Raw genomic sequence first — 24,605 nt, forward strand, 5'->3', positions numbered from 1 at the left:
ATGCGTGAGATCGTGCTCGACACGGAAACCACCGGCCTTGATCATCTGACCGGGGATCGCATTGTCGAAATCGGTGGTGTCGAACTGATCAACCATTTGCCGACCGGGCTCACGTTTCACAAATATATAAATCCGCAATATCCCGTCGCGCCCGCTGCTTTCGATGTGCATGGGCTGTCCAATCAATTTCTCTCCGATAAACCACTGTTCGCGGATGTTGCCGCCGAATTCATCGCATTCATCCAGGATGCGCGTCTCGTCATCCACAACGCCGCCTTCGATATCGGGTTTCTCGATTCCGAGCTGACGCGACTTGGTTATCCACCTATCGAGCCGACCACTGTCATCGACACGCTCATGCTGGCGCGGCGCAAGCATCCGGGTGGGCCGAACAGTCTCGACGCCCTGTGCGCACGCTACGGCATCGACAATTCCCGCCGCACCAAACACGGGGCTTTGCTCGATTCGGAGATCCTGGCGGATGTGTATCTGGAACTTATCGGTGGCCGGCAGACCGATCTGGGGCTTGCCGTCGCCGGGATGATCCGCACCACCATCTCGGTGTCGCAAGGCTCAGGGCGAGCGATTGAGCGGCCGGAACCGCTTCCGTCGCTCCTGAGTGACGCCGAACGCGACGCTCATCGCAAATTTGTGACGACCCTGGGCGAAGCGCCCATTTGGACGCGCTATGGCGTCTCAACCGAGGCCTAGAACGTTTTCCGAACCGTTTGAGGCGCCTGCCTCCGCCGGCGTCATCCCCGGCCTTGTGCCGGGGATCCCGACTGGGAGGGCGCCGCGTTGGACAAGCTGAAGTCGGGCCGCCCGACTTCAGTGACAAAGCCCGGCCATGACGGCTGAGGCTCGGCTTCCCCCGGTTGTCCCCGGCCCGTGGCCGGGAACCCTCGGATGCCCGAATGGGCCGATATCCACTCCGATCAGGCTTGGTCGATCAGGCCTGGGCGGTCGGCTGCGGCTGCTGCACTTCCGACAGCTTCTGGCGGTAAAGCGCCGCAAAGTCGATCGGGTCGATGAACAGGGGCGGAAAACCGCCGTTGCGCACGCTGTCCGCCACAATCTGCCGGGCGAAGGGGAAGAGCAGGCGCGGGCACTCGATCATCACGGTCGGGTGCAGATGCTCCTGCGGGATATTGCGCAGACGGAACACGCCGCCATAAACCAGCTCGAAGACGAACAGGACGTCATTACCGATGGTTGCCTTGCCTTCGAGGGTGAGATCGACCTCGAAATCGGTCTCGGCGAGCTGGTTGGCACCGACATTGACCTGGATCGAGATTTCCGGACCCTGCTGCTGCGGCGTCAGCGAGCGCGGGGCGTTGGGGTTCTCGAAGGAGAGATCCTTGATGTACTGTGCCAGGGCGTTCAGTGAGGGCGCGGTGTCGGCAGGAGCGCCGGTGCCGTTGGTTGAGATGTCGGACATGTCGAAACTTCTCCGGATTGACGGATGATGGAAAACGGGGTTCCGGAAGGCATCCGCGCTCCCCGGACCGGGACTCGTCGATCGGCGACGGATCCCTGTCGGAACCGGGCCGTTCTGAATGATCTACCGAAGCCTCACAGAATTTCCCGGCTCCAGCCGCTGGGGGCTAGCATGGAAAGCCGGTCACCGACAAGGCATCATGGTCCCAATCCCGCAGCCTTGTGAGCCAGCGATCTCTTGTTTGCTGCGACGGTGGATGTTACGAGCGCAAGGCCCCATATCTATCGAGCGGTATCGGACGACAATGGTCTTTGTGGCTATGAAGCGAACCGTGGGACTTGACGCCAGGGTACGAGCACGAGACGACTGATAACCATGCAAGACGGTTTTGACGTAACGACCATAGTCTTCCTCGCGCTCGCGGTGTTCGTGATCTGGCGCCTCCGGTCGGTGCTTGGGCAGCGCACGGGCAATGAGCGCCCCCCGAACGATCCCTTCGCGCGCCGCGATCCGCCCATGAAGCCCGCCAACGGGACCACGAATGGCGACAATGTGGTGCGCCTGCCAGGCGCAGCCAATGACGCCGGCCCAGACGCGGAAGCTAATGCGAATCGCTGGAAGGGCATTGCGGAGCCGGGGACCCCGCTCGCGGCGGGTCTCGATGCTCTGGTTCGCGCTGAACCGAGCTTCAATCCGCAGGAGTTTCTCAGTGGCGCCAAGATGGCCTACGAGATGATCGTGATGGCCTTTGCGCAGGGCGATCGAAAGAGCCTCAAGGGCCTCCTGTCGAAGGACGTGTTCGAAGGCTTCGACCGCGAGATCGGTGAACGCGAGAAGCGCGGCGAAAAGATTGAGACCACCTTTGTCTCGATCGACGGTGCCGAACTTCTCGCTGTGGACCTCAAGGGCAAGCTGGCCCAGGCGACCGTGCGCTTCACCTCGAAGCTCATCACCGCGACCCGTGACGCCGCCGGCGTCGTTATCGACGGCAGCGCCGAGACGGTTGTCACCGTCACCGATGTCTGGACCTTTGCGCGCACGGTAGGTGGCCGCGATCCCAACTGGCAACTGGTCGCGACCGAAGCGGCTCAGTAGCGGGCCCGGGACGGTGCGACCCGGCATCGGCATCGGTATTCATCGCGCGGGGATCTCCGGTCGCCTTAACGCCGCGCTGCAGGGTTGCCGCATTTCACCAGTCGCCGAAAGCGCCCCATCACCGCATCGAAAGGCTATTCGGCCCGGGCAATCGCCGTTCACGGGGTGCGGGCTTGTTCTGCTGGCCGCTGGCCTTGCCCTGGCCTCCATCGCCTCGCCGGCATTCCCGGCGGCTATCCGGGAGGTCGGCGACGCGCGTCTCGAGCCCGTCGCCTTTCCCGCTCTCGATGGCTGGAAAAGGGACGATCACCGGGCAGCCTTTCGCACATTCCTCAGATCCTGCGAGGCGATCCGTCAATCCACGAGCGACCGGCAGCCGGCCACTCCGACGTCGTGGAGTTTGACCGGCATCTGCCAGCATGCCCTGAAGAACCCCCCGCGGACGCAGCCTGCGGCGCGCCGCTTCTTCGAGCGAAATTTCGCGGCTTTCCGCGTCGTGCCAGCACAGGGCAATGGCTTCCTCACCGGCTATTTCGAGCCGGAGTATCGTGGGAGCTTGCAGCCGGACGCGACTTTCACCACGCCGCTTCTCGGTCGCCCTGACGATCTCGTCACCCTCGAGAAGGGTGAACGTCTGCCAGAGCCGAACGCCGCGCTCACGGCCGCACGGCGGACCGCCACGGGCCTCGAGCCCTATCCCGACAGAGCCGCCATCGAGGACGGCGCCCTCGGCGCGAAGGCGCGGCCGCTCGCCTATCTCGACCCCATCGACGCCTTTCTTGCGCATATCCAAGGGTCGGTTCGGGTGCGAATCGATGATGGCCGTGTCATCCGGCTGGCCTATGCCGGCCGCAACGGGCAGCCCTATCGTTCGCTTGGCCGTATGGTGGCCGTCGAGACGGGCCTTCCGCCGGCCGAGCTCAACACGCCCAAGCTGGTGGCTTGGCTCAAGGCCAATCCCGAAATTGGCCGGCGGCTCATGCGGCAGAACCGCTCGTATATTTTCTTCCGTGTGGCGGATGAGCTCGATCCCGCGCGGGGCCCGCTCGGCGGGTCGTCTGTCCAGCTTGTTCCCGGGCGCAGTCTTGCGATCGACAGCAAGCTCTGGTCCTACGGTCTGCCGTTCTGGATCGAGGCGGAGCTGCCGCGCCCCGACGAAAGCCTTGAGCCGTTCCGAAGGTTGATGGTCGCGCAGGACACGGGCTCGGCCATACTGGGGCCGGCGCGCGGCGATATCTTCTTCGGCAGCGGCCCCGCGGCGGGGGACAGGGCTGGATTGATCCGCCATCCCGGGCAGTTCGTGGTTCTTCTGCCACGCCGGGCATCTGTGCCGGGTGGTGGGGCCAGGCCATGAGACGCCGGCGCGGCCGCGCGCTCGATAAGGAGGAGATCGCCCTATGGCATCATGTCGTGAAGGGTGTGAAACCCTTGCCCGGGCGGGCCATACCGGCCCTACCACCGGAGGAACCTGACCCCGGTTCGGACGGTCAATCCGGAGGCGAATCGAAGGACATCGCGCGAGCGACGCAGGCGCTTGCGGATAAGCTCGGGGTTAAAGCCGGGGGGAAGAAGGGTGTTGGCAAAGCCGCGCCGCAGAAGCCCGCCGCTCCCAAAATCCCCCCGCTTGCGCCTCTGGAACGCCGCCAGCGTCTGGCGCTGCGACGTGGGACGGAAGCGATCGAGGCCGTTCTCGATCTCCACGGCATGCGGCAGACCGAAGCGCATGCGGCCCTGATCGGCTTTGTGCGGCGGGCGCAGCGGGAGCAGAAGCGGATCGTGGTGGTCGTCACCGGCAAGGGCGGCGGCGATGAGGGGAGGGATCTCATGTTCGGGGAGCGCGGTGTGTTGCGCCGGCTGGTCCCCCAGTGGCTCGCCTCTGCGGAACTGCGATCGGTGGTTCTGGGCTATGGGGAGGCCGGGCGGCATCACGGCGGCACTGGCGCGCTTTATGTGCGCCTGCGCCGAAGGCGCGAGGAGCGGCCATGACGCCGTTCGGCGCGCGGATCCGTGAGCTGCGGCGCGAGCGTGGCGTGACCCTGAAAGACATGGCAGAGGCGCTCGATGTCTCGAGCGCCTATCTGTCGGCGCTGGAGCATGGCCGACGCGGGCGGCCGACCTGGGCGCTGATGCAATCCATCCTCCAGTATTTCAATATCATCTGGGATGAGGCGGACGAGCTCATCCGGCTTGCCGAGCTCTCGCATCCCCGTATCGTGATCGATACGGCGGGCCTCAGCCCGGAAGCAACGCTGCTCGCCAATCGTCTGGCGCGGGCCATCGGCGCGTTGCCGCCGGTCCAGGTTCGGCGGTTGTTGCTGATCCTGGGCGAGCGCGAGGACGATGAGCCAGGGCCCATGTCCGCCGACTGATCGCTTGGACGGGTCGGGCTATGCTTGACCCCCCAAGCCCGGCAATGCTTAGTGCGCGGCCAGAGGGCTCAGTGCCCGCTCGTCGCTTCTTAAGGGGGGCAGGTCCGCGACAGACGGACCCGCTCCGGGTCTTTGTTTCTGCGCATTTTCTTCACGCGTACCGGTGTTCACCACGCGCGAAAATGCTCCAGGCTCGAAAGGGAATTGGATGACGCGCCGCTATGACGTGCTGGGCATTGGCAATGCCATCGTCGATGTCATTGCTCGCACGGATGAGGACTTCCTCCTCACCCACAATCTGCGCAAGGGCGGCATGGCCTTGATCGACGAGGCGCGGGCCGAGGCGCTCTATGCCGCCATGGGGCCCGTCACGGTCATGTCCGGCGGGTCCGCCTCCAACACCATTGCCGGTCTTGCTTCGCTTGGTGCGTCTGCGGCCTTCATCGGCAAGGTGAAGGCGGATGAGCTCGGGGGATTGTTCACCCACGACATCCGGGCGCTCGGTATCGATTTCGAGACGACGCCGGCCGCCGATGGCCCGGCTACGGCGCGCAGCTTCATCCTGGTCACGCCCGACGGCGAGCGCACGATGAATACCTATCTCGGCGCAAGCCAGGATCTCGCGCCGGCCGACATCGACGAAGAGACCATTGCCGCGGCCGCGATCGTCTATCTGGAGGGCTACCTGTGGGATCCGCCGGCCGCGAAGGAGGCCTTCGTCAAGGCCGGGCGCATCGCCCACGCGGCCGGCCGCAAGGTGGCGCTGACCCTGTCGGATTCGTTCTGCGTTGACCGTTATCGCGAGGAATTCCGCGGTCTGATGCGCACCGGGGCGGTCGACATCCTGTTCGCCAACGAATCGGAGCTCACGAGCCTCTACCAGACGGCGGATTTCGATTCGGCTCTCAGCTATCTGCGTGAGGAAAACCTGCTCGGCGTGGTGACCCGCTCCGAGAAGGGCGTCGTGGTGGTGACGCGCGAGGAAACGCTCGCCGTACCCGCCGAGCCCATCGAGACCCTCGTCGACTCGACAGGTGCCGGTGATCAGTTCGCGGCCGGCTTTCTCTTCGGTCTCGCGCGCGATCTCGACCTGCGCACCTGCGCCCATCACGGCGCATTGGCGGCGAGCGAGGTGATCCAGCATGTCGGCGCCCGCCCGGAGCAGGATCTCAAGCAGCGCGCGGTGGACAACGGTTTGCCTGTCTGAGCGGTTGCACCAGCACGTCGTGTCGACCTTGGGGTTCCTTCTCCCCGGCGGGGAGAAGGACAGGATGAGGGGCCGGGGAACCGCTCGAGCAAATCCGGCTTGGATGGAATCGTCTGATACCATCTAAGCTCTTGAATTTGCTAGTTAATTTCTGAGTGGAGCAAGTCCGCAACAGACGGCCTTGCTCCAGTCGCCCTCACCCGGACGCTACGCGTCCGACCTCTCCCCGCCGGGGAGAGGTAACCCGCGCCTTGCGGACTTGCTCACAACCGCCGCAGCGCGACTTCCTCGATGCGGTGGCTGTCGCCCTTTTTCAGGATGAGGCTGGCGCGTCGGCGCGTCGGCAGGATGTTCTCGCGCAGGTTGGGAAGGTTGATGCCGGCCCAGAGGCTCTCGGCGGTCGCCAGCGCCTCTTCCATCGAAACGACAGCGTATTTCGCGAAGTAGGACTTCGGATCGCGGAAGGCCGTCTCGCGCAGCCGCATGAAGCGGCTCACATACCAGTCGTGCAGGTGTTCTTCGTCCGCATCCACGTAAATCGAGAAATCGAAGAAGTCGGACACGAACGGGATGGCCTTGCCATCGCGCGGCAGGCGCGCCGGCTGCAACACGTTCAATCCCTCGACGATGAGAATGTCCGGCCGATCGATGACGGTGGTCTCGCCCGGCACGAAGTCATACACGAGATGCGAATAGACCGGCGCCGCGACCTGCCGCTTGCCGGCCTTGATATCCGTCAGGAAGCGCAAGAGCGCCTGGGTGTCGTAGCTCTCGGGAAAGCCCTTGCGCTGCATCAGACCTAGCCGGTGGAGTTCGGCATTCGGCAGGAGGAATCCATCCGTCGTGATGAGGTCCACCTTCGGCGTATTGGGCCAGCGGGCAAGAAGCGCCTGCAGCACGCGGGCAGTCGTGGATTTGCCCGCGGCGACCGAGCCGGCAACGCCGATGATATAGGGAACCTTGCCGTTCTCGTCGGCCAGCAGGAAGCGCTGGGTCGCGCGGAACAGCCCTTGGGTTGCCGCCACATAGAGGGAGAGCAGCCGCGACAGGGGCAGATAGATCTCCGACACCTCCGACAGGGAGATGATATCGTTGAGGGACTGCAGGCGCAGGACCTCGTCCGCCGTCAATGTGAGCGGCGTATCGGCGCGCAGGGCCGCCCATTCCGACCGCCGGAAGATCCGGTAGGGTGACAGATCGGCCTCGAGATCAGGAAATGGGGTGACGCGATCATCCATGGGCGGATTCCAGTCGTCGAGGGGATCAGCGCTGGCGCTGGGCTTTCTCCGCCAGGCCGGATTGGGCCGTGCGACGCTGCAGCTCGGCCAGAACGTCGGCGATACTGACATCACCGGCTTCGAGAACGACAAGCAGGTGATAGATCAGGTCGGCTGCCTCGTAGGTCAGGGCCTGGCGATCACCCGCCATGGCGGCGATCACAACTTCGACCGCCTCCTCGCCCAATTTTTTCGCCGGTGCTTCAGGACGTTTCGCCATCAGCTTGGCCGTATAGGACTGGTCCGGCGCGGCCTTGGCCCGCGTGGCGACGATATCCGCCAAGTCGGCGAGCGTGAAGGCGGCAGTCGGCACGTCGGCCGTAGCGGCAGATGTTCTGGCGTCAGTCATTGGCCTTGCGTCCAAACCACAAAAGCGACGGTCGATGTCAGTCCGCTCGATGGTGGGGACCGCTCCGCGGGGGATCCAGACGCATCGCCAGGCCGGCATCGGCCATATAAGCCTTGGCTTCACTTATACTATAGTCGCCGAAATGAAAAATTGAGGCGGCGAGCACGGCACTGGCGTGGCCCTCGCGAACGCCCGCGACAAGATGATCGAGATTGCCGACGCCGCCGGAGGCGATCACCGGAATGCTGACGCTGTCGGCAATCGCGCGCATCAGGGCGAGATCATAGCCGGCGTGGGTACCGTCACGGTCCATTGAGGTCACGAGCAGTTCGCCGGCGCCGAGGCTGGCCACTTCCTGGGCATAGGCGACGGCATCGAGCCCCGTCGGGGTCCGCCCGCCATGGGTGAAGATCTCCCAGCGATCAGGCGCGCCGGGCAGGGAGGTCTTCTTGGCATCGATCGCGACGACGATGCACTGATCGCCGAATTTCTCCGCGGCCTCACGGACGAACTGGCGGTTCTTCACCGCCGCCGTCATGATCGAGACCTTGTCGGCACCCGCCAGCAGGAGCGTGCGGATATCCTCGACGCTGCGGACGCCGCCGCCGACCGTCAGCGGCATGAAGCAGGCCTCGGCCGTGCGCTGCACGACATCGAGCAGTGTCCCGCGGTCTTCGTGGCTCGCGGTGATATCGAGGAAGCACAATTCGTCCGCCCCGGCGGCATCATAGGCGATCGCTGCCTCGACGGGGTCGCCGGCATCGCGCAGATCGACGAATTGTACGCCCTTGACGACGCGGCCGTCCTTGACGTCGAGGCAGGGAATGAGACGCACCTTCAGCATGACGCCTATACCCTCCTATGAGGCCAAGGGCGCGGGCGTGCGCCCGGCGGCCTTGATCAACGCCATCGCCTCGGCGGGGTCGAGGCGCCCGTCATAGAGTGCGCGGCCGGTGATTGCCCCTTCCAGAATGGCGCAATCCGGCTCGAGCAGTCGCTTCACGTCGTCGATGGAGGCAAGGCCACCCGAGGCGATCACCGGGATGGATACGGCCTCGGCAAGGCGCAGCGTCGCTTCGACATTGAGCCCCTTGAGGATGCCGTCACGCGCGATGTCGGTATAGATGATCGCCGCGACGCCGGCGTCCTCGAACCGCTGCGCGAGTTCCTCGGCCGTCATCTCCGACAGCCGTGCCCAGCCCTCCACCGCGACACGACCGTCGCGGGCGTCGATGCCCACGGCAATCCGGCCGGGATGGACACGGGCCGCCTCGCGCACGAACTGCGGGTCCCGGACGGCCGCCGTGCCGATGACGACGCGCGTGATCCCGCGCTCGATCCAGCCGTCGACGGTCTTCATGTCGCGGATGCCGCCGCCGAGCTGGAGGGGCATCGCGCTGCGCGCGATGATGCCTTCCACGGCCTCGGCGTTCATCGGCCGGCCGGCGAAGGCGCCGTCGAGATCCACCACATGGAGCCACGAAAAGCCCTGCGCGGCGAAGGTCTCAGCCTGCGCGGCCGGATCATCGTTGAACACGGTGGCCTGGTCCATGTCGCCCTGGACCAGACGCACACAACGACCCTCTTTCAGGTCGATGGCGGGAAACAAGATCATGGCCGCCACCTCAGGAAATTGGCGATGAGCGAGAGACCGAGCTCCTGGCTCTTCTCCGGGTGAAACTGGGTGCCTGCGATATTGTCGCGGGCGACGATGGCGGTGATCGCGCCGCCGTAGTCCGTCTCCGCGACGAGATCGGACCGGTCGCGTGGCTTCAGCGCGTAGGAATGCACGAAATAGGCGTGCAGGCCGCCCGGTCCAGTCCGGAGATCCTTGAGGAGCGCATGGTCACGCGTCGCCACCAGCGTATTCCATCCCATATGCGGGATTTTCAGGCTGGCGGCGCCTGGTTCGATCAGGGCAACATCGCCGCCGATCCAGTCGAGGCCCGGGGTGATCTCATATTCGAGGCCGCGCGTGGCCAGCAGCTGCATCCCGACACAGATGCCCAAAAAAGGTGCACCACGATTCCGCACAGCGGTCTCGAGTGCCTCGACCATGCCCGGCACCGCATCGAGGCCGCGCCTGCAATCCGCAAAGGCACCGACGCCCGGTAGGACGATGCGCTCCGCGTCAAGAACCACCTCCGGATCGGATGTCACGGTGATCACCTCCGCGAGCCCGGCCTCGCGCGCCGCTCGCTCGAAGGCCTTGTGGGCGGAGTGCAGGTTGCCGGAGCCATAATCGACAATGGCCGTGGTCATCGCGGGCCCTCCTGTTCGGGGAACAGCCCGAGCACCGGTTGCGCGCCGGGTGTTGCCGCGGCGGCATGTTGCGGGGGCGGGTCATAGGCCGAGGTCGGCGTGGACGGGCGCGGCGATGCGGCGCCCATCTGCCGCGCGCCGAGCCAGGCCGAGAAAGCGCGTGCCTCCGCGTCGGAATAGCTGTCGGCCACCACGACGCCGGCGGCCTTGAAGCCGCGTCGCTCCAGCGCCCGCCGCCGGAGTCCATTGGCTTCCAGGGCGAAGAAGGCTGCGATGAGGAGCGAGATCACCGTGACGGCGAAGGAGGGCAGGCCAAACCACTGCAGCCCCGCGCTGACACCGCCGGTGATGATCGCCAGAGCGAGCGCCACCAGCCAGAGCCGATGGTACAGGCACCACAAGACCTGGAAAATGAAGGCACCCCAAGCGAAGCCGTCCTTGAGGACAACGGCCTCGCCGAGCGTTGCCGGATCGCCCGGCATGTCCTCTGTGGGGACATGCAGCGTGTACACTGCCATCACCAAAACTCCCGCACCAAACCGCCCTAAAGTGCGCCCTTCGTCGACGGGATACGCTCACCTTCGCGTGCATCCACGGAGACAGCGGCACGCAAGGCGCGGGCCAATCCCTTGAAGCAGCTCTCTGCAATATGGTGAGCGTTGTCGCCATAGAAAGTCTCGACATGGAGTGTCAGGCGCGCGTTGACGGCGAAAGCCTGAAACCATTCGCGCACGAGCTCGGTGTCGAATTGGCCGACCTTCTCGGTGGGGAAGGCAGTTCGGAAGACGAGAAACGGCCGGCCGGAGATGTCGACCACGACGCGGCTCAACGTCTCGTCCATCGGCAGGTCGACGCTCGCATAGCGCTTGATGCCGCGCTTTTCGCCGAGCGCCTTGAGCACGGCTTCGCCGAGCGCGATGCCGACATCCTCGACCGTGTGGTGCTGGTCGACATGCAGATCGCCGGTGGCCTTGACCTTCATGTCGAACAGGGCGTGGCGCGCGAAGAGTTCGAGCATGTGGTCGAAAAACCCAACGCCCGTCGCAATCTCAGCCTTGCCCGAACCGTCGAGATCAACCTCGACGGCCACGTCGGTCTCGCTGGTGCAGCGTTTCACGGTCGCGGCCCGCATCACTTGTCTCCTTCGGCTGCCGAGCAGCATTCTCTTGGCATTCTCTTGGCAGTTCGGCTGCTTCTAGCAAGACGCGAGGCGCCGCGCCACCATCGCCTCACGCTTTGCTCGTCAAGGCCCGGTCGCGGCGCGAAAGTCTGGACCTTGGCAAAAAGGAGCTTACATGAAACCGACGACGGTCCTATCGATTGTCGCCTATTCCTGTTCGTCTTTCAGAAGCTGGCCAGATCCCATGCGCATGCACAATCCGAGCTCCCATCCCGACGGCGACCAGGGCGGCGTCTTCCACGCCACGACCATTCTCATGGTGCGCAAGAATGGCCGGGTGGTCATCGGCGGCGACGGCCAGGTCAGCCTTGGGCAGACCGTCATCAAGGGCAATGCGCGCAAGGTGCGCCGATTGGCCGGGGGGACGGTGCTGTCGGGTTTCGCTGGTGCCACCGCGGATGCCTTCACGCTGTTCGAGCGGCTGGAAGCCAAGCTTGAGCAATTTCCGGGGCAGCTCACGCGCGCCTGCGTCGAACTCGCCAAGGACTGGCGGATGGACCGTTATCTGCGCCGGCTCGAGGCCATGATGCTGGTTGCGGACAAGGAGGTCGGCCTCCTTTTGTCCGGCACCGGCGACGTGCTTGAACCCGAGGTGCAACACGGAGCAGCCATCATGGCGATCGGCTCCGGAGGCAATTATGCGCTCGCCGCGGCGCGAGCGTTGGCAGACAGTGACCACGATGCGGAAGCCATCGTACGCCGCGCGCTCGGCATCGCGGCGGACATATGTGTCTATACCAACAGCAATCTGGTGATTGAGAGTATAGAGACATGATGAACGAGAGCGTTATCGCCACGGCGGTCAGCCGTGGCATCCTGTCGGCCGACCAGGCCGGTGCGCTCAACCGTCTCGCGGCCGAGCTCGGCGGGGACGGCCCGCCGGCGGCTCAGCGCACGCCCGATGACGAGGCTTTGCGGCTGATCACCGGCTTCGCCGATATTTTCGTGACCCTAGGGCTGGGATTATTCCTGGTAGCCGTTACTTTCTTTGGTTCCCGCCTTGGTGAGGCGGTCGGCCTCTCGAAGGCGGTGGCTTGGCCCTTACTCACAGTCGTCACCTGGCTTCTCGCGGAATTCTTCACGCGCCGGCGCCGCATGGCGCTGCCCTCCATCGTGCTTCTCGCCGTCTTCGTCGGTGCGACCTTCCTCGCGTTGCTCCACGCCTTCGCGGCGCTCACCGGTGATGCCGGCATTGCCGCGGGCAACTACCTCGATTTTGTCAATGGCTATCCCATGGTCGCGAGTGTCGCGGCCCTGGCGACGAGCGTGGCCGCTTTCCTGCACTACCTGCGCTTCCGCGTCCCCATCACCGTCGCGGCGGGCGTGGTGGCGCTTGCCTTCGCGCTTTTCGCCGGTCTGCTGGCGGCCGCTCCCGGCCTCATTCGGCCGCATTTGACGGCTCTGATCTTCGTACTCGGCCTCGCCATCTTCGTGCTCGCCATGCGTTTCGACATGTCCGACAAGGCAAGGGTGACGCGCCGCACGGACGTGGCGTTCTGGCTTCACCTCGCGGCCGCGCCGATGATCGTCCATCCGCTCTTCGCCGGCATAGGTGCCGACTTCGAGCAGGTTAGCTTTGGCCAGGCTGTGGCTGTCCTTGGCGCCTTCCTCGCGCTCGGTGTGGTTGCCGTGATTATCGATCGGCGCGCCATCCTCGTATCCGGCCTCGCCTATGCCGGTCTCGTCTGCGAAACCTTGCTGAAGAACGCCGGCGCGTCGGACCTCACGATACCGGCGACGCTGCTCGTGCTGGGCGCCTTCATCCTTCTGCTCAGCGCCGGCTGGCAGCCCCTGCGGCGCCTGTTCCTCCGGGGCCTTCCGCTGAGCCTCACCCTTCGCCTTCCAAACCCTGTGACCTGATTGACCCGACATGACCCATTTTTCGCCCCGTGAGATCGTCTCCGAGCTCGACCGCTACATCGTCGGCCAGAACGACGCCAAGCGTGCCGTCGCCATCGCCCTGCGCAATCGCTGGCGCCGGCAGCAGCTCACGGGGCCGTTGAAGGAAGAGGTGCTGCCGAAGAACATCCTGATGATCGGCCCGACCGGCTGTGGCAAGACCGAAGTGTCGCGGCGTCTCGCCAAGCTCGCGGGGGCGCCTTTCCTCAAGGTCGAGGCGACCAAGTTCACCGAAGTGGGCTATGTCGGCCGCGACGTCGAGCAGATCATCCGCGATCTCGTCGAGGTTGGCATCGGCCTGGTGCGCACGGCCAGGCGCCGTGACGTCGAGGCCAAGGCCCATCTCGCGGCGGAAGAACGCGTGCTGGTGGCGCTCGTCGGTCCGAATGCCAGCGCCCCGACCCGTGATTCGTTCCGCCGGAAGCTGCGCGCCGGCGAGCTCGACGACAAGGAAATCGAGATCGAGGTGCAGGCACCGGCGCCGGGGATCTCCATGTTCGACCTGTCAGGCATGCCGGGCGCCTCGATGGGCGCCATCAATCTCGGCGATATCTTCGGCAAGGCGATGGGCGGTCGCGCGAAGGCCCGTCGCGTCACCGTGAAGGAGGCCTATGAGCCGCTTCTCGCCGAGGAGAGCGACAAGCTCATCGACCAGGACCAGATCACGCAGGAAGCCGTCCGCGAGGTCGAGCAGAACGGCATCGTCTTCTTGGACGAGATCGACAAGATCTGCGCGCGCGGCTCGGAGGCCGGCCGTGGCGGCGGGGCCGACGTATCGCGCGAGGGCGTGCAGCGCGATCTGCTGCCCCTCATCGAAGGCACGACCGTCTCCACCAAGCACGGCCCGGTGAAGACCGATCACATCCTGTTCATCGCCTCCGGCGCGTTTCACGTGTCGAAGCCGTCTGACCTCTTGCCGGAGTTGCAGGGACGTCTGCCGATTCGCGTGGAATTGCAGCCACTGAACGAGGCCGATTTCCGCCGCATCCTCACGGAGACCGAGGCAAGCCTGATCAAGCAGTCCGTGGCGATGATGGAGACGGAAGGCGTGACCCTCGTTTTTGCCGATGATGCCATTGATGCCATCGCCAAGGTGGCCGTGGATGTGAACAGCTCCGTCGAGAACATCGGCGCGCGCCGCCTGCAGACCGTCATCGAGCGTGTGCTCGACGACATTTCCTTCACAGCGCCGGACAGAGGCGGGGAGACCGTGACCATCACCGGCGACTATGTGCGCTCCGGCGTCGGCGATCTCGCCAAGAACACGGACCTGAGCCGCTTCATTCTGTGATGTAGTAAGCGGCGCGCCCGCCGGAATGTTTCACGTGAGACAGGTCGGCGGTAGCCACACCCCACCCGACCTCGCTGCGCAAGGCCACCCTCCCCTCGGGGGAGGGATCGGCACGCGTGCTCACGGACGGCGCGATCCTCCCCTCCAGGGGGAGGTGCCAGCCGCAGGCTGGCGGAGGGGGACATGCGTTATCCCGGGAGGTACGCCCGTTCCAACTCTCGAACAATCAGCCGCTGATCTAAGCCCGCTAGGTCTTTGTTTCTACGCATTTTCTCCACGCGAACCGGTTTCCACTTCCCTCGAAAATGCTCTAGACCTCAGGCATGTCGCTCGCTCGCTCCAGCCTCATCGTCGGTTTGGCCGCCATCGCCTCACGCCTGATCGGTTTCGCGCGTGATGTGATGATCGCGCGCGTGCTCGGCGCGGGTATGGCCGCGGATGCCTTCCTTCTGGCCTTCCGCCTTCCCAATGTGGCGCGCCGGGTGTTCGGGGAAGGCGGGCTCAATGCCGGCTTCGTGCCGCTTTACAGCCGTATCCGCGCGGAGCGGGGCGAGGCGGAGGCGGGGCGCTTCGCCGGTCAAGCCATGAGCGGCGCATCTGTCGCCCTGCTCGGGCTGACGGCGCTGGTCGAGCTCGCCGCGCCTCTGGTCGTGATGGCTTTGGGCGCCGGCTACGCCGCCGAAGCGGACAAATTCGCGCTGGCGGTGACCTACCTCAGGCTGGCTTTCCCGTTCGTCGCGCTGGCGGGCCTGGCTTCGCTCATCGGCGCCTATCTCAACGCGGACCGGCGCTATACGGCCGCCGCCATGGCGCCCGTGCTGGTGAACGTGCTGATGATTGCCGTGCTCATGATGCTCGATGTGCCGGACGAGGAGACCGCGATCCGGCAGGGCTGGTGGCTCTCACTCGCGGTCAGCATCTCCGGCCTCGTCCATCTCGGTATCGTCGTCGTCGCACTGCTGCGCGATCCCGGACGGTTCACCTGGCAGCGCCCCCGGCTGACGCCGGACATCCGCAGGCTGGCACGGCGCGTCCTTCCGGCGACGGCCGCGAGCGGTGCGACCCAACTCGCCGTCGTCGTCGCGACTGCGGTCGCCTCGCAGGAGCCCTCGGCCGTGTCCTGGCTCTACTATGCCGACCGCGTGGCGCAGCTCCCGCTCTCGCTCATCGGTGTCGCCGTGGGCACGGTCTTGCTGTCGGACGTCGCGGCGCGACTCGCCGCCGGCGATCATCAGGGCGCAGCCATCGCGCAGGCGCGGGCCCTGGAAGGGGCGCTCGCGCTCGCGCTGCCGGCGGCGGTCGCGCTGGCCATACTGGCCGGACCGATCAGCATCGTGCTCTTCCAGCGCGGGGCCTTCGGCCCGGAGGATGCGGCCGGCACCGCCACGCTGCTGCGCATGCTGGCGATCGGCCTGCCGGCGGCGGCGACTGCCAAGGTGCTGGCGCAACCGTTCTTCGCCCGGGAGGCCCTGCGCATCCCGATTGCTGGCGGCATGGCCTGCCTCGTCGTCACGGGCCTCGCCGGCCTCGCCTTGCAGCCGGCCATGGGCGTTGCCGGGATAGGCCTCGGCCTCAGCCTCGGTCTTGGCGTGAATGCCCTGGTGCTGTGGGGCGCCGCGCGGTCCGTGGCCCCGGCTTTCCCGGCCGGTATGGCCCGCCGCGTCTCGCTGCTGTTCGCCGCGGCGCTCGCCATGGGTGTCGGCCTTGCGGCGGGCATGCGATGGCTCGCGCCCTGGCTCATCGCGGACCAGCTTGCTGTGAAAGCAGGCGCCTTGGCCCTGCTCTGCGTCAGTGGCCTTGCTCTCTATGCCGGTGTGGCGCGTGGCATTGGTGCCATCGAGCCACAGTTTCTGCGATGGCGACGCCCGTGAGCTGTGCGATCACGCGGCACCTTGCGCTGAGGCCGGCGCATTGCGATAACGCCGCACGTTTTTTCAAGCGGGCAATGGCGCAGCGCGCGGGATGGATGGGCCATCCGCGACAGGCGCCGGCTGATCCGCAGAGGCTGGGGTTGACGGAGTCATCATGGCGGCTTTTCAGGAACGTGTTTTCTCCGGCGTGCAGCCGACGGGAAACCTTCACCTTGGCAACTATCTCGGTGCCATTTCGCGCTTCGTCCCGTTGCAGGACCAGTACGACTGCATCTACTGCGTGGTCGACATGCACGCCATTACGGTGCCGCAGGATCCCGCTGAGCTGAAGCGCCAGATCCGCGAGGTCACCGCCGCCTTCCTCGCGGCCGGCATCGATGCCACGCGGCATATCGTCTTCAACCAGAGCCAGGTCTCGGAACATGCCGAGCTCGCCTGGGTCTTCAACTGCGTTGCCCGCATCGGCTGGATGAACCGTATGACGCAGTTCAAGGAGAAAGCCGGCAAGGACCGCGAGAACGCCTCGCTGGGGCTCTACGCCTATCCCTCCCTGATGGCCGCCGACATCCTGGCCTATCGCGCGACGCACGTGCCCGTGGGCGAGGACCAGAAGCAGCATCTGGAATTGACCCGCGACATCGCGCAGAAGTTCAACAACGACTATGCCGCGTCGATCGCGGAGCGTGGCTTTGGCGATGCCTTCTTCCCGCTGACCGAGCCGCTCATCCAGGGCCCGGCCATGCGCATCATGTCGCTGCGTGACGGCACCAAGAAGATGTCGAAGTCCGACCCGTCGGACTATTCGCGCATCAACCTGACCGACGACGCGGACACCATCGCCCAGAAGATCCGCAAGGCGAAGACCGATCCCGAGCCTCTTCCGTCCGAGGAGAAGGGCCTGGAAGGCCGTCCGGAGGCGGACAACCTCGTGGGTATCTTTGCCGCGCTGCAAGGCATTCCCCGCACGGAGGTGCTGCGCCAATACGGCGGCGGCCAGTTCTCGGCCTTCAAGGCGGCGCTGATCGACCTTGCCGTCGACCGGCTCGGCCCTCTCGGAGCGGACATGAAACGCCTGGTCAACGACCCGGCCTATATCGATTCCGTGCTCATTGATGGCGCCGATCGGGCGCGCGCCATCGCCAAGCCGACGATCGATGCGGTGAAGGACATTCTGGGCTTCGTGCGCGCGAAGTAGGCCTACGCCTCGCGACGATATCATTTGTTTCGGAGACGATTCGAGCCCGGACGGCATGAGCCCTCCGGGCTTTTTCGTCATACGGGGTCTCTACCCCCACCCCTTACCCCTCCCCGCAAGGGGGAGGGGAGCGGCGGCGTAGTGAATTTTCGTCAAACTGGGCGTCGGGATGCTTGAAGCCCCAGCGCCATTTCCAGAGGTCTCAACGCGAGACACGCCCCTCCCCCTTGCGGGGAGGGGTAAGGGGTGGGGCCACGCGTCTCGTTGCAAATCGCACAGTTAGCCATATAAAGACTTCTTTATGTCTTTATTGCGCGTCTGGCCGCAGCCTGCTATAGAGGCCACGCTATCGTATCAGAACGGAAATCGCGCCATGTCCACCGCCGCCCAGGACTACATCGTCAAGGATATCTCGCTGGCCGATTGGGGCCGCAAGGAAATCGCCATTGCCGAGAGCGAAATGCCCGGCCTCATGGCTGTCCGTGAGGAGTACGGCGCGGCACAGCCCCTCAAGGGCGCCCGCATTGCCGGTTCCCTGCATATGACGATCCAGACCGCCGTGCTCATCGAGACCCTGAAGGCGCTCGGTGCCGATGTGCGCTGGGTGTCGTGCAACATCTATTCAACCCAGGACCACGCCGCGGCCGCCATCGCCGCCGCCGGCACGCCGGTCTTCGCCATCAAGGGCGAGACGCTGACCGAGTACTGGGACTACACCCGCAAGCTGTTCGAGTGGCATGGCGGCGGCGTGCCGAACATGATCCTCGACGACGGCGGCGACGCGACGCTCTTCGTCCATCTCGGCCTGCGTGCCGAGAATGGCGACACCGCCTTCCTCGACAAGGCGTCCTCGGAAGAGGAAGAGGTGCTCTTCGCGCTTCTGAAGAAGACGCTCGCCGAGAAGGCCAAGGGCTGGTTCGCCGAGATCGCCCAGTCGATCCGCGGTGTCTCGGAAGAGACGACCACGGGCGTGCATCGCCTCTACATGATGGAGAAGGACGGCAAGCTCCTCTTCCCGGCGATCAACGTCAACGACAGCGTCACCAAGTCGAAGTTCGACAACCTCTATGGCTGCCGCGAATCGCTTGTGGATGGCATCCGCCGCGGCACCGACGTCATGATGGCCGGCAAGGTCGCCTTCGTCGCCGGCTTCGGTGACGTGGGCAAGGGCTCGGCCGCTTCGCTGCGTCAGGCCGGCGCGCGCGTGATCGTCTCCGAGGTCGATCCGATCTGCGCCCTGCAGGCGGCGATGGAAGGCTACGAGGTCACCACCATCGAGGCGGCCCTGCCGCGCGCCGACATCTATGTCACGGCCACCGGCAACAAGGACATCATCACCGTCGAGCATATGCGCGGGATGAAGGACCGGGCGATCGTCTGCAACATCGGCCATTTCGACAACGAAATTCAGGTCGCCGGTCTCAAGAACTTCAAGTGGCATAACGTCAAGCCGCAGGTGGACGAGGTGGAGTTCCCCGACGGCAAGCGCATCATTCTCCTGTCGGAGGGGCGCCTTGTGAATCTCGGCAACGCCACCGGCCATCCGTCCTTCGTCATGTCGGCGTCCTTCACCAACCAGACGCTGGCGCAGATCGAGCTGTTCACGAAGCAGGGCCAATACGACAAGAAGGTCTACACCCTGCCCAAGCACCTCGACGAGAAGGTTGCGCGGCTGCATCTCGCCAAGATCGGTGTGAAGCTCACGGCGCTCAGCGCCGAGCAGGCCGCCTATATCGGCGTGACGCCGCAGGGCCCCTACAAGCCCGATCACTATCGTTACTGATCCGAATCGGCTGAAATCGGCCGAGACCCCATCGGCAGCAAAGACACAGCACCCGGCCTTCCATGGCCGGGTGTTTTTTTGCGTCCGTTAACCACTTCCTGAGGGAGTCTGGCAAACGATACAGTGAAACTGATTCGGCCATTGACCCTCTGCCCGCTTGCGTCGCCCCCGGTCGGGCGTGACGTGATCGGTGATGGGTAGCGGGGCCGATTTCGGGGGCTGATATCGCGCTTTGGCGCGCGAGTCGGTTCAGGCAGAATCGTGAGTGAAACGGGTTGAATCGCGTGGCGATGAGACGGGGGATCGTGACGAGAATGGCGCGTTTCGGACATCCGCAGGGCCAGACCGCAGCCAAAGCCGGCTCCAGGCCTGTCCTGGCGCCGGCCGCTGCCGTTGGCGGCGGGGTCTCCTTACTGACGCTCGGCGTTCTCGCGGTTCCCTCGATGGCCCAACCCGCCCCCGGCGTGGCTGAGGGCTTCTCGCTGGCCGGCTGGCTTGCCCGCGCGCCGAACTATGGCAGCGATCTCGCAACGGCTGTTCCTTTCGCCGTCATCGGCGGACTTACGCTGTTTGCGGCGGCGACGGCACTCTTCCATCTGCGCGAGCGCCGGCGCGCGAAGCTGCGCGAGGATGCACTGGCTGTCGAGGTCGCGCAGCTTCAATTGCGCTGCGACCGCGCGGAGGTGATCTTCGCGGCCGAGCGGCGTGTCGTCATCAGCTTTGGGCGGAAGGATGACGACCCCGTCATCGAGGGCGACGTGTCCATCGTCGGCGATGGCGCCGCGCCGCGCCGCATCCTGGCTTTCGGCTCCTGGCTCACGGCGGCGAGCGCGCAGGCGCTGGAAACCGCGCTCGGGCATCTCAAGCGCAACGGCGCAGCCTTCCATCTCGTTCTGCGCGCGGCCTCCGGCCTCTATTTCGAGGCGGAGGGCAGCGCCATCAGCGGACAGGCCGTGCTGCGCCTGCGTGAGATCACGGCCGAGCGGCTGGAACTCGTGCGCGCCCATGATGCGCTGATCACGACGCGCGGCGACCTGGAGGGCCTGCAGGCGCTTCTCGATGCCCTTCCCCAGCCGATCTGGCTGCGCGCCGGGGATGGCGAACTCCTGTGGGTGAATGCGGCCTACGGCCGTGCCGTGGACGCGGCCGACGCGCGCGATGCCCTGGAACGTCGCCTGGAACTCCTCGATGAACCGACCCGTACCGCGTCGCAGGATGCGCGCGCTGGCGGTGGCGCTTACAAGGCGCGGATCGCGGCCGTAGCGGCCGGCCAGCGGCGCACGCTCGACGTGGTGGAGGCGCCGACCGGGGCGGGCAGTGCCGGCATCGCGACCGATGTCTCCGAACTCGAAGCCATGCGGCTTGATCTGCAACGACAGATGCAGGCGCATATTCGCACGCTTGATCAGTTGCCGACCGCCGTGGCGAGTTTCGACGGCACCGAGCGGCTGGTGTTCTACAACAGGGCCTATCGCGAGCTCTGGCAGCTCGACGCCGAGCTCCTTGACTCCCGGCCGAAGGACGGTGAGATCCTCGATCATCTGCGCGCCGCGCGTCGCCTGCCCGAGCAGGCTGACTTTCGCGTATGGAAGAACGAGATCCTGGCGGGCTACAAATCGCTCGAGGCGAACGAACACTGGTGGTACCTGCCGGATGGGCGCACCCTGCGCGTTATCGGCAATCCCGCGCCGAAGGGCGGGGTCACCTATCTGTTCGATGACGTGACAGAGCGCGTGCAGATGGAATCGCGCTACAATGCCCTTGTCCGGGCGCGCGGCGAGACGCTGGATTCACTTCGCGAGGGCGTGGTCGTCTTTGCCGCCGATGGCAGCCTGACCCTCTTCAACCCGGCTTTCGCCACCATCTGGAATCTCGAGCCCTCCCTTCTCGCCGGGCACCCGCATATCGACGAGATCGTGGCGTTGTGCGGGCATCTCTCCGAAGACGCGGACTGGAGTGAATTGCGCGCGGCGGTGACCGGCCTGCACGACACGCGGACCAGCCATTCGCAACGCATCAAGCGGCCGGATGGCACGGTCGTCGACTGCGTTACCGCACCTCTGCCCGACGGTTCCACGCTCATCACATTCACGGATGTCACGGCGGCGGTGGACGTGGAGCGGGTCCTGATCGAGCGCAACGATGCGCTGGAGAAAACCTCCCGCCTGCGCGACGACTTCGTCCATCACGTGTCCTATGAGCTGCGTTCGCCGCTCACCACGATCATCGGATTCACGCAGCTTCTGGGCGACGAGACGGTCGGCGCGCTCAATGCGCGTCAACGCGAATACACCTCCCATATCACCAAGTCCTCGGCGGCGCTGCTCGCCATCATCAACGACATCCTCGACCTCGCGACGATCGACAACGGCTCGATCGAGCTCGATCTCGGGCCGGTCGATGCGCGCGAGACCATCGCGGCCGCGGTGCGCGGGCTGGAGGACAGGCTGGTGGAGCGCAGCATCCAGCTTGAGATCGAGGTGGCGCCGAGCATCGGCGTGTTCATCGCGGATGCCAAGCGTGTACGCCAGGTGCTGTTCAACCTCCTGTCGAATGCGGTCGGCTTTTCCGCGGCCGGGCAGACGGTCAAGGTCGCAGCCTATCGGCAGGATGACGAGATCCTGTTCTCGGTGGCCGATGAAGGGCCGGGCATCCCGCCCGAGATCAAGGCCCATGTCTTCGACCGGTTCGAGAGCTATGCCATCGGTTCACGCCATCGCGGCGTGGGCCTTGGATTGTCGATCGTGCGGTCCTTCGTGGAACTGCACGGCGGCCATGTCGAACTCGAATCCGGCACGGGCCGCGGAACAAGAGTAGTGTGCCATTTCCCGGCAGCCGGCGGGCTCGCCCGCGTCGCCGCCGAATAAGAGTAGTGTAACGCGCATGACGGCGGTAACAGCAATGGCGTTCGACGACACCCCAGATGGCGCGGCTGCCGCGACGACCATCAACAGCCTCCTTTCGCCGCCCGCTCCCGCGCTCCTGCGCGCAGACAACCCGAGAGCCGAGGCGACGTGGGAATTTCCCATCGACAATGAGGCCGGAACGGAAGCCTTGGCTCATCTTCTGGCGGAGGAGCTCAGGCCCGGTGATCTCGTGACCCTGTCGGGCGATCTCGGTGCCGGCAAGACGACCTTCGCGCGCGCCCTGATCCGGATCCTCGCGGATGATCCCGATCTCGAAGTGCCAAGCCCTACCTTCACTCTGATGCAGCTCTATGAGACCGTCCACGGTACGGTTGTCCATGCCGATCTCTACCGTGTCGGCAGTGCGGCGGAGCTTGAGGACCTCGGCTGGGATGAGGCGAGCGAGGAGGCGATCGTGCTCGTCGAATGGCCGGAGCGCGCCGCGGGCGTTCTCGCCGCCGACAGGCTCGATGTCGCACTCACCCATGTGAACAGCGACAACTACGAGGCCCGGCGCGTCCGGCTCACCGGCACCGGCCATTTTGCGCCACGGCTCGCGCGGCTCCAATCGCTGCGCCGCCTTCTGGAGAAGGCGGGGTGGGGCGAGGCGCGGCGTGAGCACATCTACGGCGACGCCTCGGTTCGCCTCTATGATCGCCTGCACAAGCCCACGGGCGAAACGGCCATCCTGATGATCGCCCCGCCACGGCTTGCAGGCCCAGCGATCCGCAACGGGCGGCCCTACCACGAGCTGGCCAAGCTCGCCGACCGTGTCGATGCCTTTGTCGCAGTCGCGCAGGGTCTGCGCGAGCAAGGCTTCAGCGCGCCCGAGATCTATGGGGCCGATCTCGATCAGGGCCTCGTTCTCGTCGAGGATCTGGGCCAGGAGCCCGTGGTCAATGCCGATGGGCCGATCCCGGAGCGTTATCGCGAGGCGGTGGGCGTGCTCGCCGCGCTGCACGACAAGGACTTGCCGAGCGTCCTGCCGGTCATGGACGGCCGCGAGCACGTCCTGCAGCCGTATGATCTGGAGGCGCTGCTGATCGAGGTCGAGCTGCTGCTTGACTGGTACGCCCCGCACCAGGGTGGCGGTTCGCTCGGGGCGGCGGCCAGATCGGATTTCCTCAAGATCTGGACCGAGCTACTCGGGCAGGTGGTGAATGGTCCGCAGACCGATATCCCGCAGACCAATATCCCTCAGACTTGGACGCTGCGCGACATGCACTCGCCGAACCTGTTCTGGCTGCCGGAGCGGAAAGGTCTGGCGCGGGTCGGGCTCATCGATCTGCAGGACACGGTGCTGGGCCATCCGGCCTATGACGTCGCGGCCTTGCTGCAGGATGCGCGGGTGACCGTGCCGGCGGCGCTCGAGCTGGAGCTCATCGCCCATTACGCGAAACTGCGCCGAGCCCGCCATCCGGACTTCGATGTGGCAGGCTTCGCCGAGGCCTATGCTATTCTTGGTGCGCAACGCATCACCAAGCTCTTCGGAACCTTCGTCCGGCTCGACAAGCGCGATGGCAAACCGCAATATCTGGCTCATCTGCCGCGGCTCCAGGATTATCTCGCGCGCAATCTCGCACATCCGGTGTTGTCGGAGCTGAAGCTCTGGTATGAGGCACGCCTGCCGGGTCTTGTGGCCCAGACCTCCGCATAACCGGCCCGCCTTTCATCGACTGGAGAGGCGGCGGCCCCTCAAGATCGATCCACGATGACAGACGGTGTGACGACAGTGTCTTCTGAGAAAGCCGGCCGTGAGGCTGGGCAACTGCCCACGACGGCCATGGTGCTCGCGGCCGGGCTCGGCAAACGCATGCGCCCGATCACGGCAATGACCCCGAAACCGCTGATCCGCATCGCCGGCCGCTCCCTGCTCGACCATGGACTCGACCGGCTCGCGGCCGCCGGCGTGAAGCGCGCGGTGGTCAATGTCCATTATCTCGCCGACCTCGTGGAGCAGCATCTCAAGCGCCGCAAGACGCCCGAAATCATCATTTCCGACGAGCGCGGCAAGCTCCTGGAGACCGGTGGCGGCATCAAGAAGGCCCTGCCGCTGCTGGGCCCGGACCCGTTCTTCATCATCAACACCGATTCGCTGTGGCTCGAAGGGCCGCATGGCAATATCGCGCGCATGGGCCGGATCTGGGATCCGGCGCGGATGGACATCCTGCTGCTGCTCGCCTCCGGGGCCACCAGCATCGGTGACGAGGGCTACGGCGATTTCACGATGGACCCCGCGGGCGTGCTCCGCCGGAGGGGCGAGCGGGAACTGGCGCCGTTCATCTATGCCGGCGTCGCCATCGCCAAGCCGGAATTGTTCGCGGATACCCCGGACGGATCCTTCTCGCTGAACCTGCTGTTCGACCGCGCCATCGCTGCCGGCCGCCTCTACGGCCTGCGGCTCGATGGCCAGTGGCTGCATGTCGGTACGCCGCAAGCCGTGAAGCTCGCCGAAGCGACTTTCATCGCGAGCGCGAGGTAGG

Annotated in this window: 23 protein-coding genes; 15 read left to right on the top strand and 8 right to left on the bottom strand. The window is 65.5% G+C overall.

What is annotated here, in order from left to right; genetic code table 11:
- Complete coding sequence (dnaQ, locus tag C7450_RS13280; protein WP_110374928.1) at positions 1-711, top strand: DNA polymerase III subunit epsilon; 711 nt, start codon at positions 1-3, stop codon at positions 709-711.
- Positions 712-949: 238 nt separating this feature from the next.
- Here dnaQ and secB read toward each other — a convergent pair whose 3' ends face one another.
- Entirely contained in the window at positions 950-1,438 is a 489-nt protein-coding gene (gene secB / locus C7450_RS13285; RefSeq protein WP_110374929.1) for a protein-export chaperone SecB, read from the bottom strand.
- A 375-nt stretch (positions 1,439-1,813) separates the two neighbouring features.
- On the opposite strand from secB, the gene C7450_RS13290 reads away from it, so the two are divergent.
- From C7450_RS13290 to C7450_RS13310, 5 genes are all read left to right on the top strand, one after another.
- A complete protein-coding gene (locus C7450_RS13290; protein WP_110374930.1) occupies positions 1,814-2,533 on the top strand; it encodes a Tim44/TimA family putative adaptor protein in 720 nt (239 codons plus the stop codon).
- 13 nt (positions 2,534-2,546) lie between these two features.
- Positions 2,547-3,887 (top strand): murein transglycosylase A, encoded by a 1,341-nt coding sequence (gene mltA, locus C7450_RS13295; protein WP_245449696.1) that lies wholly within the window; start codon positions 2,547-2,549, stop codon positions 3,885-3,887.
- Positions 3,884-4,519 (top strand): Smr/MutS family protein, encoded by a 636-nt coding sequence (locus C7450_RS13300; RefSeq protein ID WP_110374931.1) that lies wholly within the window; start codon positions 3,884-3,886, stop codon positions 4,517-4,519. Before mltA ends, C7450_RS13300 begins: the two co-directional genes overlap by 4 nt.
- Positions 4,516-4,902 carry a helix-turn-helix domain-containing protein gene (locus C7450_RS13305; protein WP_110374932.1) on the top strand — a complete coding sequence of 129 codons (387 nt, stop codon included), beginning with the start codon at positions 4,516-4,518 and terminating at the stop codon, positions 4,900-4,902. The genes C7450_RS13300 and C7450_RS13305 overlap by 4 nt, the downstream gene beginning before the upstream one ends.
- A 208-nt stretch (positions 4,903-5,110) precedes the next feature.
- Positions 5,111-6,109: an adenosine kinase gene (locus tag C7450_RS13310; protein ID WP_110374933.1), complete on the top strand. Its 999-nt coding sequence runs from the start codon at positions 5,111-5,113 to the stop codon at positions 6,107-6,109.
- 263 nt (positions 6,110-6,372) lie between these two features.
- On the opposite strand, the gene coaA is transcribed toward C7450_RS13310, so the two are convergent.
- The 7 genes from coaA to hisB are packed head-to-tail and all read right to left on the bottom strand — an operon-like array spanning position 6,373 to position 11,129.
- Positions 6,373-7,347: a type I pantothenate kinase gene (gene coaA / locus C7450_RS13315; protein WP_110374934.1), complete on the bottom strand. Its 975-nt coding sequence runs from the start codon at positions 7,345-7,347 to the stop codon at positions 6,373-6,375.
- Between the two features lie 25 nt (positions 7,348-7,372).
- Entirely contained in the window at positions 7,373-7,735 is a 363-nt protein-coding gene (locus C7450_RS13320) for a phosphoribosyl-ATP diphosphatase (RefSeq protein ID WP_110374935.1), read from the bottom strand.
- A gap of 37 nt (positions 7,736-7,772) precedes the next feature.
- Positions 7,773-8,579 carry an imidazole glycerol phosphate synthase subunit HisF gene (gene hisF, locus C7450_RS13325; RefSeq protein WP_110374936.1) on the bottom strand — a complete coding sequence of 269 codons (807 nt, stop codon included), beginning with the start codon at positions 8,577-8,579 and terminating at the stop codon, positions 7,773-7,775.
- A 15-nt stretch (positions 8,580-8,594) separates the two neighbouring features.
- Entirely contained in the window at positions 8,595-9,350 is a 756-nt protein-coding gene (gene hisA / locus C7450_RS13330) for a 1-(5-phosphoribosyl)-5-[(5-phosphoribosylamino)methylideneamino]imidazole-4-carboxamide isomerase (RefSeq protein ID WP_110375135.1), read from the bottom strand.
- Positions 9,347-9,997, bottom strand: coding sequence for an imidazole glycerol phosphate synthase subunit HisH (gene hisH, locus C7450_RS13335; RefSeq protein WP_110374937.1), 651 nt, complete (start codon positions 9,995-9,997; stop codon positions 9,347-9,349). The genes hisA and hisH overlap by 4 nt, the downstream gene beginning before the upstream one ends.
- A complete protein-coding gene (locus tag C7450_RS13340; RefSeq protein WP_110374938.1) occupies positions 9,994-10,515 on the bottom strand; it encodes a DUF2628 domain-containing protein in 522 nt (173 codons plus the stop codon). The genes hisH and C7450_RS13340 overlap by 4 nt, the downstream gene beginning before the upstream one ends.
- Positions 10,516-10,541: 26 nt before the next feature.
- Complete coding sequence (gene hisB, locus C7450_RS13345) at positions 10,542-11,129, bottom strand: imidazoleglycerol-phosphate dehydratase HisB (protein ID WP_110374939.1); 588 nt, start codon at positions 11,127-11,129, stop codon at positions 10,542-10,544.
- Between the two features lie 238 nt (positions 11,130-11,367).
- On the opposite strand from hisB, the gene hslV reads away from it, so the two are divergent.
- The 9 genes from hslV (at position 11,368) to C7450_RS13390 (ending at position 24,604) form a co-directional block, all read left to right on the top strand.
- A complete protein-coding gene (gene hslV, locus C7450_RS13350; protein ID WP_110375136.1) occupies positions 11,368-11,952 on the top strand; it encodes an ATP-dependent protease subunit HslV in 585 nt (194 codons plus the stop codon).
- Positions 11,952-13,037 carry a hypothetical protein gene (locus C7450_RS13355; protein WP_245449698.1) on the top strand — a complete coding sequence of 362 codons (1,086 nt, stop codon included), beginning with the start codon at positions 11,952-11,954 and terminating at the stop codon, positions 13,035-13,037. Before hslV ends, C7450_RS13355 begins: the two co-directional genes overlap by 1 nt.
- A gap of 10 nt (positions 13,038-13,047) precedes the next feature.
- Entirely contained in the window at positions 13,048-14,367 is a 1,320-nt protein-coding gene (gene hslU, locus C7450_RS13360) for an ATP-dependent protease ATPase subunit HslU (RefSeq protein WP_110374941.1), read from the top strand.
- Between the two features lie 323 nt (positions 14,368-14,690).
- Entirely contained in the window at positions 14,691-16,238 is a 1,548-nt protein-coding gene (gene murJ, locus C7450_RS13365) for a murein biosynthesis integral membrane protein MurJ (protein ID WP_110374942.1), read from the top strand.
- A gap of 154 nt (positions 16,239-16,392) precedes the next feature.
- Positions 16,393-17,433 (top strand): tryptophan--tRNA ligase, encoded by a 1,041-nt coding sequence (gene trpS, locus C7450_RS13370; protein ID WP_110374943.1) that lies wholly within the window; start codon positions 16,393-16,395, stop codon positions 17,431-17,433.
- Positions 17,434-17,806: 373 nt separating this feature from the next.
- Positions 17,807-19,216, top strand: a complete 1,410-nt coding sequence (ahcY, locus tag C7450_RS13375; protein WP_110374944.1) for an adenosylhomocysteinase — start codon at positions 17,807-17,809, stop codon at positions 19,214-19,216.
- 314 nt (positions 19,217-19,530) lie between these two features.
- A complete protein-coding gene (locus C7450_RS13380; protein WP_245449700.1) occupies positions 19,531-22,083 on the top strand; it encodes a sensor histidine kinase in 2,553 nt (850 codons plus the stop codon).
- A 34-nt stretch (positions 22,084-22,117) separates the two neighbouring features.
- Complete coding sequence (gene tsaE, locus C7450_RS13385; RefSeq protein ID WP_110374945.1) at positions 22,118-23,779, top strand: tRNA (adenosine(37)-N6)-threonylcarbamoyltransferase complex ATPase subunit type 1 TsaE; 1,662 nt, start codon at positions 22,118-22,120, stop codon at positions 23,777-23,779.
- A gap of 126 nt (positions 23,780-23,905) precedes the next feature.
- On the top strand, positions 23,906-24,604 hold the full coding sequence (locus C7450_RS13390) for a nucleotidyltransferase family protein (protein ID WP_245449740.1): 699 nt from the start codon (positions 23,906-23,908) through the stop codon (positions 24,602-24,604).
- Position 24,605: the final 1 nt, after the last annotated feature.

The sequence above is a fragment of the Chelatococcus asaccharovorans genome (assembly GCF_003201475.1).
Taxonomy (GTDB): domain Bacteria; phylum Pseudomonadota; class Alphaproteobacteria; order Rhizobiales; family Beijerinckiaceae; genus Chelatococcus; species Chelatococcus asaccharovorans.